Annotated in this window: 12 protein-coding genes; 5 read left to right on the plus strand and 7 right to left on the minus strand. The window is 57.4% G+C overall.

The window, feature by feature from the left end; translation table 11 throughout:
* Window positions 1-104: 104 nt before the first annotated feature.
* From ACEN8R_RS09550 to ACEN8R_RS09560, 3 genes are all read right to left on the minus strand, one after another.
* Entirely contained in the window at window positions 105-536 is a 432-nt protein-coding gene (locus ACEN8R_RS09550) for a nuclear transport factor 2 family protein (RefSeq protein ID WP_018925957.1), read from the minus strand.
* A gap of 116 nt (window positions 537-652) precedes the next feature.
* Entirely contained in the window at window positions 653-1492 is an 840-nt protein-coding gene (locus tag ACEN8R_RS09555) for a pirin family protein (protein WP_018925956.1), read from the minus strand.
* A gap of 41 nt (window positions 1493-1533) precedes the next feature.
* Complete coding sequence (locus ACEN8R_RS09560; RefSeq protein ID WP_018925955.1) at window positions 1534-1917, minus strand: DoxX family protein; 384 nt, start codon at window positions 1915-1917, stop codon at window positions 1534-1536.
* Window positions 1918-2058: 141 nt separating this feature from the next.
* Between ACEN8R_RS09560 and ACEN8R_RS09565 the strand changes: the two genes are divergently transcribed.
* The 4 genes from ACEN8R_RS09565 to ACEN8R_RS09580 all read left to right on the plus strand — a co-directional run bounded on the left by ACEN8R_RS09565 (window position 2059) and on the right by ACEN8R_RS09580 (window position 5776).
* Window positions 2059-2970, plus strand: coding sequence for a LysR family transcriptional regulator (locus ACEN8R_RS09565; protein ID WP_138867557.1), 912 nt, complete (start codon window positions 2059-2061; stop codon window positions 2968-2970).
* A gap of 88 nt (window positions 2971-3058) precedes the next feature.
* Window positions 3059-4561, plus strand: a complete 1503-nt coding sequence (locus ACEN8R_RS09570; protein ID WP_495624797.1) for a sensor domain-containing diguanylate cyclase — start codon at window positions 3059-3061, stop codon at window positions 4559-4561.
* A 153-nt stretch (window positions 4562-4714) separates the two neighbouring features.
* The gene (locus ACEN8R_RS09575) at window positions 4715-5359 is read left to right on the plus strand and encodes a hypothetical protein (RefSeq protein WP_064617943.1); all 645 of its coding nucleotides are present in this window, start codon (window positions 4715-4717) and stop codon (window positions 5357-5359) included.
* Between the two features lie 75 nt (window positions 5360-5434).
* Window positions 5435-5776: a hypothetical protein gene (locus tag ACEN8R_RS09580; RefSeq protein WP_026286402.1), complete on the plus strand. Its 342-nt coding sequence runs from the start codon at window positions 5435-5437 to the stop codon at window positions 5774-5776.
* A gap of 142 nt (window positions 5777-5918) precedes the next feature.
* Here ACEN8R_RS09580 and ACEN8R_RS09585 read toward each other — a convergent pair whose 3' ends face one another.
* From ACEN8R_RS09585 to ACEN8R_RS09600, 4 genes are all read right to left on the minus strand, one after another.
* Window positions 5919-6569, minus strand: a complete 651-nt coding sequence (locus ACEN8R_RS09585) for an MliC family protein (protein WP_495624798.1) — start codon at window positions 6567-6569, stop codon at window positions 5919-5921.
* A gap of 261 nt (window positions 6570-6830) precedes the next feature.
* Complete coding sequence (locus tag ACEN8R_RS09590; protein WP_018925949.1) at window positions 6831-8246, minus strand: amino acid permease; 1416 nt, start codon at window positions 8244-8246, stop codon at window positions 6831-6833.
* Between the two features lie 175 nt (window positions 8247-8421).
* On the minus strand, window positions 8422-9474 hold the full coding sequence (gene ocd / locus ACEN8R_RS09595; protein ID WP_026286401.1) for an ornithine cyclodeaminase: 1053 nt from the start codon (window positions 9472-9474) through the stop codon (window positions 8422-8424).
* Between the two features lie 50 nt (window positions 9475-9524).
* Complete coding sequence (locus ACEN8R_RS09600; protein ID WP_018925947.1) at window positions 9525-10559, minus strand: histone deacetylase family protein; 1035 nt, start codon at window positions 10557-10559, stop codon at window positions 9525-9527.
* 119 nt (window positions 10560-10678) lie between these two features.
* Between ACEN8R_RS09600 and ACEN8R_RS09605 the strand changes: the two genes are divergently transcribed.
* Window positions 10679-11179: an Lrp/AsnC family transcriptional regulator gene (locus tag ACEN8R_RS09605; protein ID WP_495624799.1), complete on the plus strand. Its 501-nt coding sequence runs from the start codon at window positions 10679-10681 to the stop codon at window positions 11177-11179.
* Window positions 11180-11214: the final 35 nt, after the last annotated feature.

The raw sequence follows: 11214 nt of genomic DNA on the forward strand, positions 1-11214 counted from the left end.
TGCTCGCGATCCAGCATTGCAACTGCCTGACACCCCCACTTAATTCTCGCCGCAAGGGACTGAGGAGTGGCCGCGCGATGGCCGAAAACCGGCTTACGCGACAGTCAGAGCCGAAACGCTTGTCGTCCTACCAGTAACCATTTTCCTTGCTGCTTTTGCCAGATCTGAAAGTTCTCGATTTCTGTGGGAACAATCTCGGTGCCCTTGATGGCTTGCGCCGAAAAATGATGGCGGACCAACGCCACATCACCCGAGACGGTGATTTTCTGGTTCTGCATCTCCAGCGTTTTGAAAGCGCTTTTTCCGGTTTCGATGTCGGCGATGAATTCTTTCTTGTCCTGGATTTTCCCGCTGGAATGCCCGTAGGACAGGTTTTCAGCGGTGAGCGCATTCAGTTGAGGGACGTTTTTGGTCAGCATCGCTTGAGTCAGATGGTCTACCGCAGCGGCAACATCCTTCTCGCTCGATGCGGGGGAGGCCGCCACGTAGCCACTGAACAGGCATAAAAAACCGATAATCAGCTTCACTTTTTTCATGGGTAATTCCTTGTTGTTATAGGTGCGAGGATGACAGATGAATTACGCAAACTCATCTGTCATCGTACAACATATCAGGTTTTTACCAAGTGATGCAGATATGGCATTAGCGAGTGCTAGGCCAGCCGTCCCTCATGAAACAGACGCGCGCCAATACGCTGAATTTCAGCTTCGCCCTGCGCCAGTGCCGCTCGGCTGGTGTGTACTGAATAACGCCCCATCACCAAATCATGTGGGTGCTTCACCGCCGAGCCCAGCACGAAAGACGTGTCGCCGTGCGCCACGAAATCGATGGGTTGGTCTGACTCCTCGAACACCGCCAACTCGCCAGTATTGACCGGGCCACCAACGCCCAGCCGACCGGCATTGACCGCCAGCCACGCCACGTTGTGGCCGGCGGGAGGTGTGTAGCGCCAGCGTTCTCCATCTTTCAAGCACACGACGAGGTAGTTCATGTCCGAAGGTGCTGCAATCGCGCTTTGCGCTGCGCCATAGCGTCCGAGCAGCACACGCGCCGGGCCTGCTTGCGGGATCTGCGAGGGCGCCAGGTAGAGGCTTTCCGCCGGTGTGTTTTCGTGTGAAGCGGGCAGGGCGACCCAGAGTTGGAAGCCCGATATTGAGCTGTCGCCGACTGGTTTAGCGTCGTGCCACACGCCATTACCGGCGCGCATCCACTCCACACCTTCGGTGGGCAGCACGCCCGTCTTGCCCGTGGTGTCTTCGTACTCCACGCCGCCCTCAATCATGTAGGTCAGTGTTGCGATCCCTGAATGCGGGTGCATGCCGAAACCTTTCTGCCCGCCTTGGGGCTTGAAGCCGAAGAGATCAAGAAACACAAAAGGCTTCAACAACTGGCCCAGGTCGCCAGGGCTCATGAGTCGCGTGATCGGCCCGTGAGTGCTGCCGGATGTGCGGTGAACGATGGCGCGCGTTGGTGTTGCGATGATGCTGTTCATAGGTTTTCCTCAAGTCTTGAGCCGATCGCCTTGGGCATGGATCAGCGCGCTGCACCGAGCAAGGCCGCGGGCTTCTGCCGCCAGGCCACGAAGGCAGACATCGCCAACAGCACCAGGGCAGGGGCGGGATTGCCGCCAATCACGAAGAGATGCGTAACCACTGCGCCGGTCATGGTCGCCGTCAGCAGCAGCCCGGCGAAAAAGCTCGTGACCGGGATGAGCAGCAACACAGCGCCAGCCACTTCAATGGCACCGGTGAGGTAGCGGAACCATTGCCCAAGGCCGACGGCATCGAACACCTGAACCATCTGTGGAGCGCCGGCCAGCTTGGCGATGCCGGCCGCAGCGAACGCCAAGGCCAGAAAGATGCGAACACCCCAAAGGATGCGATTTTGGATAGGGGAGAGGGATGAAGTTTGAGTCATGGAAAACGATGTCCTTGCCTGTGGTTAACGCAGTTAGAGGGCTAACTGCCGCGATGCAAGAAGGATAAGCGTGCCCGGATTGGTTGATTAGATGGCACAATTGGATTGAGCCCGTCCATTTTTTGCTGGAATTATCGCCTTATGCTCGACTTGAATGACATTGCCTTGTTTGTCCAAGTGGTCCGCAGCGGCAGCTTTGCCGAAGCGGCGCGGCGGCTGGGCATGCCGCCCAACACCGTCAGCCGGCGTGTCCAGCAGCTCGAGGCACAACTCGACACACGACTGCTGCAACGCTCCACGCGCAAGTTGACGCTGACTCATGCCGGGCAGGCTTTTCACGAGCGCTGCGTGGGCGCGGTGGACGGGCTGATCGAGGCGGGGCACGAGTTGATGACGGGCAGCCAGGAACCCAGCGGCTTGGTGCGCGTCGCGGCGACGGCGGATTTCTTCGACTTCTTCCCCATGGAATGGGTGGCTGACTTTCTTGCCGCGCATCCGCGGGTGCGGCTTGACTTCGTGCTCAGTGATGCCCGCGCCGACTTGATCGCCGAGCGTATCGACATCGCGTTTCGCGGCGGTCCGCTGCAAGACTCAGGCTACGTCGGGCGCCAGCTCTTCAGTGCAGGCAGCGAGGGCTTGGTGGCGAGTCCGGCTTACATCGCTGCTCGCGGTATGCCCGGTACGCTGCAGGACCTGGTGAACCATGACTGCGTGAGTTTCGCCCATCCCAGCGGCTTCACCACCTGGCGTCTGACCGGACCAGAGGGCGTGGAGGAAGAGGTGCAAATCGCCAGCCGTTTTTCCGGTAACACGGCCCAGGCACTGCGCAAGGCTACGGTGGCCGGCCTGGGCATCGCACTGCTGCCGCCGACGCTCGCCATGCTCGATCTTCAGGCGGGTCGACTTGTACGTGTGTTGCCACACTTCCAGCGTGCGGGCTTTGGCCTGCACGTGCTTTACCCGAGCCGGCAGCATCTGCCGTTGGCGGTATCGGCCTTCATTGAACTGGTGATGGAGAAACTAAGAGTGGAAGCATTCCCGGCGCAGGGCTGACCTATCCATATGCATCAGCAATGCTGGCCAAAAGCCTTCTATAATGCGCAGCCTTTGACGCCAGTGTACTCAACAGCCCGGTATTTCCTTGAAACGCGATCTTCGACTTGCCACTTTTCTGATCTTTCTGGTGTGTGTCTCCGTGGTGCTGCTGACGGCCTGGCAGACATGGACAGCCCGACAGAACACCTTGAGCGACATCAATACCGATACATTGAACCTGACTCACGCGCTCAACACTTACACCGAGGGCACCTTCAAGCAAAGTGAAGTGCTGTTGCTGGGCCTGACAGAAAGGATCGAGAAAGACGGCACCGGCCCGGAGCAACTCGAACGGCTGAGCAAGTTGGTTGCCCAGCAGATGGATGCGCTCCCCCAATTGAATAGCGTGGTGCTGTACGACGCCCAGGGGGACTGGCTATTTTCGACCGACACACTGATCTCATCCAATAGCAACAACGCAGATCGGGCGTTCTTCAAGCATCACCGAGACGTCCCGGATCGCGGTATCTATATCGGCCCGGCGATTCTCAGCCGTGTCACTTGCGCCTGGGTGATTTCCGTCAGCCGGCGCATCGATCACCCTGATGGAAGTTTTGCCGGGGTAATCGCCGCGACCATCAGCCTTGAACACTTCCTCAAACTTTATCGAAGCATCCACGTGGGGCAATACGGCGCGATCAGCCTGACCTCATCCGAAGGGAGCCTGCTGGTGCGGTATCCCTTTCAAGTGGAAGACATCGGTCGTGATCTGTCGCGCGCGCCCATATTCTCCGAATACTTGCGCAATACCTCATCGGGCACCGTGGATTTTGCGTCGAATGTCGATGGCATCCATCGCCTCTACGCGTTCAAGAGAAGCGATCAATATCCTGTCGTCACGACGGTTGCGGTGGGGCAGGCCGAGGCAACGCAAGCGTGGCTCAGTCAGACAAAGCAATCTGTCGCTGTGGTGCTGCTGTTGCTGGGCCTCCTGGTCGCACTGGGACGCCGGCTGATTTCCCACATCAGCCGGCGTATTCGGGCGGAGGAAAAGTTGCTCGCCACCCAAACCGCACTGATCGAGCTTAACCAGACGCTGGAAGTTCTCGCCAGCGAGGACAAACTCACCGGCCTCGCCAACCGCCGGCATTTCGATCAGTTCCTGGATGTCGAACTCAAACGCGCCAAGCGACTCGCAAGCCCGTTGTCACTGATCCTGATCGATGTGGACTTTTTCAAACGCTACAACGATCACTACGGCCATCTCGCCGGAGATGAATGTCTGCGGATCATAGGTCAGGCGATCAAGCACTGTGTACGTCGCCCGGGAGACATGGCGGCTCGTTATGGCGGGGAAGAAATCGCCGTGGTGATGCCCAATACGGACGAATCAGGAGCGCGCAAGGTTGCCGAGGCGATCCTGTCGGGGATTGCGACCGAGCAGCTTGCGCATTTGTCGAGCCCGTTAGGTATCGTGACCGTCAGCCTGGGGGTGGCAACTTATGTCGCCGACGGCAGCGACACTGATGAAAAGGCACTGATCGGTCGTGCAGACCGCGCACTTTATGCGGCAAAGTCGCAGGGGAGAAATCAGCTGAGCGTCGCGTGATCGAGCAGGCACTTGGAGGAAAGAGCGAACTATCGGCACGCGGCGCAACTATCGGTTCAAGTGATAGTGACAATCAAGAAACGCAAGTTCTGCTGGATCGGGTAAAGGCGGAAAATCGCCTCCATCGAAGACGCAGCTCAAGGAATTTGCGCGATGAAGACATTGACCCGACTGGCAATTGTCGCCCTGTTGATGGGCGGGGTTGTTACTGCTGCAACCGCCTACGCAGACGACGCTCAGTCGTGCCATTTTCTGCCCATCGCCGGCGCCAGTACCGGATTGCAGCATTCGCAAACCGTCGGTGTGCTGTACAGCGAAAACACCCTGGATAACCTGCAATACCTCGAGCGTTACCACGATGTGGCGGTGAACGGCGCGCGCGATGCGCTGGATGCGCGGATTCGCGACGCGTTCATCAACAGCTCCGACCCAGAGTTGGCAATCGACTGGCTGATGAGTTCGTTACAGCAGCAGTTCCTGTCGGTGACCGTCTACAACAACCTCGATGCGTTGTTGCAGGCCCATCCGGATGTGGTGGTGATGCTCGATACGCATAACCGTCTGCTGACCCAACGCAACAGTCAGGTCGAAGCGCGTTTCGCCGCACGGTTCTACGACGCCAACCTGCAATACATCGGCAAGGCCGAAGGCGCCGTCGAGAAACAAATGCCTTCGGTCTGGGTACACCGTAAAGCGGCAGCCGAGATTGCCGCCCAGATTGATCAACAACGCGACCTGCAACTCAGCGCCTTGAAGCAGTTCGATGACTCGCTCAAAACCCTGGTGACTGCTGGCTGAACACCCGGACCATAACCGCAACGACAGTGACCCGTTGCGCAACGAAACAGATTTTTTACTTCAGGACCTGCACCGATGCGCCCTTTATTTGTTCCTGCCATGGCTTTCGCCACCTTGCTGCTGGCCGGTTGTGCCACTGCGCCGAACGACCCGACGCAGATCCTGCAGACGAAAAAAACGCCTGCCGAGTACGCCGATTGCGTGGTGCCGAAGTTGCAGGGCAGCGCACTGAACCCGACGGTCTCGCAAACCCAGCGAAGCTACCGGATCGTGGTGCCGAGCAAAGTCGCCGCGGACAACGTTTTGGAAGCCTACAAAGCGCCGAACGGCGGCAAGGTGTTTTTGTATGAGCGCCACTTGCTGGCGTCGAACTTCATGCCTTCGAGTTTCGAACGTGCCGCGCAGGATTGCCTGTAACCCGAAACCGCTTTGAAAAATGCTCCTTTGGTTGGCCGCAACCAACCAATTTTTTGCCCCGTACCTTATGTGGTTTCGGGGCTTTTTTTTGCCTGCAGGTTTTGGGGCTGGGAGCAGGGCGCCGGTACTTGCGCCAGAGACATCAACCGACCGGCTCGGCCTTGCAACTCATTGGCCCTGAGCCAGGCTTCTGGAATAGCACCACGTCGCCCTCTTGCCAGAAACTGTAATTCCCTTGGGAGTCCTTGCCTGTGTATCGGGTTCCCGAATCACTCGGCTCCTGGTTCAGGACGATCGAGGTGTTCGCCCATTTCAGGTACACGACACCAGGCTGCGTGGTGAAGAAGGTGGCGGCAACCAGCGGGTCAAGCCCTGTACAACGAAAAGCCAGGGGGCCCTCGGTGAGTCTGTTTGGGTCCTTGGTTCTCACGATGGCCGAGCCTTGGCGCAGCTGGTACGCGCGCTCGGCATAACTGCGGACTGTGCACGTCTTGGGTACAGGTGTGGAGGCGCACTGATTGCGGGCATCGGTCCAGAACTGCTGGTCGATCATGATTTTGTCCGGACGCGGCACTGAATGTTCATCCGTGAGCGCCAGGCGATAAAGACGCGTCAGTTCGATATCCATCTGCGCCAGCTGCGGATCGCGACAAATCAGCTTTTCGACGGACGCCTTTGCCTCGGCACAGTCGAAGCTGGTCTTGAAGGTTGGTGCAGCATTAACACAAGTGCTCGCCGCCACGCATACGCTGGCAGCGAGTAGACAGGTGAAAAGGGTCGTGACCGTTTTCATGTTGGCTTCACCCAGATCATTACGTGATGCCCGGATTGCCGTGGGATTGATCGATGCGTTGAATAGTTATTCGTTCGCATTGGTGTATCGCAGTGTAAGTCAGTGCTCAGAACTTGCCATACCGCTCGGCGGCGGTGGGGTTGCAGGAGCGAGTTGGCCGCCACTGAAATTTGACGGCCTTCTCCTGCAGCTATTCGACCCGCAGGTGCCCCACAAATGCCACGTCACTCTAGAGGGCGCCCCCAAAGGCTCCAGGTAAAATCAGTTGTACTGACTTATCGATCCAGCTGCGGGTTTGGGCCTCCAGGTGTGGGTCAGCTGATAGGCAATTGCCAACCATATAAACCACCCCGGCATGACCATTAAAGCAATTCGGGTGTCAGGTCTTAATGCCAGCAAACAGAGAACAAAGCCCAGGAACGCCAAGGAGAACCAGGCCATCGGCACGCCGCCAGGCATCTTGTAGGCCGATTGCGCATGCAGGTCGGGCCGGCTTCTGCGATAGGCAATGTACGACGCGAGGATGGTCGACCAAGTGAAAATCACCAGGATCGCCGACACGGTCGAGACTATGGTGAACGCTGTCATGACTTCCGGAACGATGAACAGCAACAATACTCCCACCAGCATCAACAGTGTGGTGAACGCCAGGCTCAGCAGAGGCACGCTATTGCCCGACAAACGCCGAAAAATCCCTGGTGCATTGTCGTGACTGGCCAGCCCAAACAGCATGCGGCTGGATGAAAATACGCCACTGTTGGCCGATGAGGCGGCAGATGTCAGCACGACAAAGTTGACGATACCTGCTGCTGCGGGAAATCCCGCAACCAGAAACAGTTCGACGAAAGGACTCTTGTTGGGCGAAACCTGTTGCCAGGAGGTCACCGCAATAATGCAGGCCAGTGCCAGCACATAAAACAGGATGATTCTCAGCGGAATTGAGTTGATGGCTTTAGGCAGGGTCTTCTCGGGGGAGCGGGTTTCGGCTGCTGCTGTGCCGATCAGCTCGGTGCCGGCAAAGGAGAAGATGGCCATCTGAAAACCGGCAAAGAAACCGAACAAGCCGTTGGGGAAGGCTGCCTGTTTATCCAGCAGGTGGTTCAGGGAGGCAGTGACGCCATTGGGTGAGACGAAGGAGCTGGCAATCAGCACCATGCTGACGCCAATCAAGGTGACGACGGCTATGATCTTGATGATCGCGAACCAGAACTCCACTTCACCGAAAAGCCTGACCGTCAGCACATTCAAGGCAAACAGCGTCATTAGCATACCGATGGCCGGGATCCAGGCGGGTACATCAGGGAACCAGTATTGAAAGAAGCCGCCGACCACCACGGCATCACCCACTACCGCGACGCTCCAACTCAGCCAGTACGACCAACCGAGAAAAAATGCCGCTCGCGGGCCAAGGTAGGCACCGGCAAAATCCGCGAAGCTTTTGAAGTTTAAGTTGGAGAGCAACAGTTCGCCCATGGCGCGCATGACGAAGTAGACGAACAAGCCGATGATCATATAGATGAGGATGATCGACGTGCCGGAAAGGGCGATGATCTTCCCGGAGCCCATGAACAGCCCTGTACCAATGGCGCCTCCCATGGCCATTAACTGAATGTGACGATTGCTGAGGGTGCGCTGCAGCGCGGGCTGTTCAGGCAGCCCGGACGGAGTCGTTTTCATTACAAAACCTCTTGATTTTATGTTTTTGAGTTTTGGCAGAAAGTGGGTGTCTAGCGTTCTTGTTAGAGATGCAACGGCTACTGACGGTGGTGGTTTGCGTGTGGCAGGGTTTCTCGTCCGGTCACACGGTGAGTAGCCCCTTGGCACTTTGCTCAGGAGGCCTCACCTATCGCGATCAGCTGACTGTGCGCAGGCGCGAGGGAACTGCTGGCTGCTGATCAAGCAGTTGATAGAGGTTTTTTATGTTGGCAGGCGTCGGCACCAGATGGATGCGCTCACCGATGGCATGCTCCCGCGCAAGGTCGTGCACGTAGCGCAGTGACGAAAAGTCTTCGAGGGCAAAACCCACGGAATCGAAAACCGTGACCTGGGCGTCGTTCTCACGGCCCGCGACTTCACCTTGAACAATCCGGAAGAATTCGACGACGGGAAAGTCGGCCTCCAGTTGTTGAATATCGCCTTCAATCCGGGTTTGAGGTTCAAACTCAACGATGACCCGGGCATTGCGCAGGATGTCGGCGTGCAGTTCGGTTTTCCCAGGGCAATCACCGCCGACGGCATTGATATGCATGCCGGGCTCGATCATCTCGGGCGTCAGAATCGTTGCATAGGCCTTGTCTGCAGTGACCGTGGTGACGATGTGCGCACCCTTGACCGCGTCCTGTACCGAGTTGGCCAGAATCACCTCGATATCCGGGAATGCGGCTAGGTTGTGCTTCAACTTAAGTGAAGCGTCGCGATCGATATCGAAAATGCGGATTTCCTTGATGGACAGCATTTCGTAGAAGGCGATGGCTTGAAATTCGCTCTGGGCGCCATTGCCGATGATTGCCATGATGTTTGCATCAGGGCGCGCCAGGGACTTCGCGACCAGGGCGGAGGTCGCGGCTGTGCGCACGGCGGTGGTCAATGTCAGTTCGCTGAGCAAGGTTGGATAGCCACTGTGGACATCGGCCAGGACACCGAAGGCCATGACCGTCAGCAAATTGCTTTGACCGTTGTCCGGGTGACCATTCACGTATTTGAACGAGTACTGTTGGCCATCGTCCGTCGGCATCAACTCGATCACACCATCGGCCGAATGATTGGCGGTGCGCGGCGACTTATCAAACTGCGCCCAGCGTGAGTAGTCAGCTTCGATGTAAGCCGCCATTTCGCGTATTGCCCGACGGATTCCCACCTTGGCGAACAGGCGTGCGGCATGATCGACGTCTATAAAAAGAGTCATGTTTTTATTCTCCGATTCAATAGTTGAAGCGCTGCGATTCAGGGGATGACTCAGGTGCGTTTGCTCTCGTAACCATGCAGCACGTTGACCGCATTGATCCCGATTTCATCGACCATGTAGCCGCCCTCCATCACGAACAGGGCGGGGCAGCCCACGCCCGCTATCAGCTCGCCGATGCCGATGAAATCGTCGCTTTCCAGCAGAAAGTGGCTGATGGGGTCGTCCTTGAATGTGTCGACGCCGAGTGAAATAACCAGCACTTCAGGGGCGAATTGCTGAAGTTTCTTGCAGGCGTGGAGCAGGGCGTTGCGATAGCTTTCCCAGGTGGTGTTCTTCGGCAACGGGTAGTTGAGGTTGTAACCTTCGCCGTGGCCGGCGCCGACTTCGTGGCTGTAGCCTGAGTAGTACGGATAGGACACCGTCGGTTCGCCGTGCAGCGAGACAAACATGACGTCACTGCGCCCGTAGAAGATGTTCTGGGTGCCGTTGCCATGATGAAAGTCGACGTCCAGTACCGCGACACGTTTGGCGCCTTGGGTAATGGCGTGCTGTGCGGCAATGGCGGCGTTGTTGAGATAGCAATAGCCGCCCATGTATTCACGTGCTGCGTGATGGCCGGGCGGACGGCACAGGGCAAAAGCACTGTCGTGGCCTTCATCGATCAGCGCCAGCCCAGTCAGCGCGATATCGGCGCTGGTTTTTACCGCTTGCCATGTGGTGGCGGTAATCGGGGAGCCGGCGTCCATGGCGTAGAAACCCAACTTGCCGTCGATGTAAGCCGGCACATGCTCGTTAGCCAGATCGCGCACTGGCCATACCAGCGGCAAGGCATCGTGGGTGCGTCCGGTTGCGCTCCATTCAGACCAGGCCGATTCAAGAAAGGTTACGTAGCGCTCGCTGTGCGCGTTGACATAGCACGACCGGTCAAAGGCTTGCGGCTCGATGACCTGACCAAGCCCGACCTGCTTGACCCGATGATGGACGGTATCGGCTCGACTGGGCTGTTCGAAGGACGGCTTGAGCACGCCGTCTTTCAATTCGGTGCCGTGGTGCAAACGGTGGGAATCACTGAAAACTGTAAACATTGTGCGCATCCGTTGATGTGAGCCAGTACAAATATTTTGTTCTGGTACGGATGCGATTTCTTTGCTTTGTTTTCGGTGTTTGGTAGATATTGCGGGAGGTTTTACTCAGGAATGGCGCAATGCAGAAAAAAATATCCAAGCGTATCAGTCTCGACGACACCGACCTGGCGATTCTCGCATTGCTGCAGGAGGATGCGAGTATCTCCAACGCCGAGCTCAGTGAGCGCCTGTCGTTAAGCCTTACGCCTTGCTGGCGGCGGCGTAAGAGAATGGAGGAGGCGGGAGTGATTAAGGGCTATCAGGCTAACCTTGATCGACGAATGCTGGGGCTGGACATCATGGCGTTCGTGCACATCCGTTTTTCCACCCACGCCGATCACGCCCCCGACGACTTCGAGGCGGTGATTGCGCAGTTGCCCGAAGTGTTGTCCTGCCACAAGATCACCGGGGATGCCGACTACGTGCTGCAAGTGTTGGCAGAGGATCTTGACAGCTACAGTGACTTTATCGAGCAGGTGCTCAGGCGCCAGGTGGGTATTGCCTCCATCCAGTCCAGCCTGGCATTACGCGAGGTCAAGACCAGTAGCCGTATTGCGATACCCAAATCGAGCAAGGACTGAAGGGCAGGGGTTGGATCACCTTTCCAAAACCTACC

The organism is Pseudomonas sp. Pseusp15 (assembly GCF_059492165.1).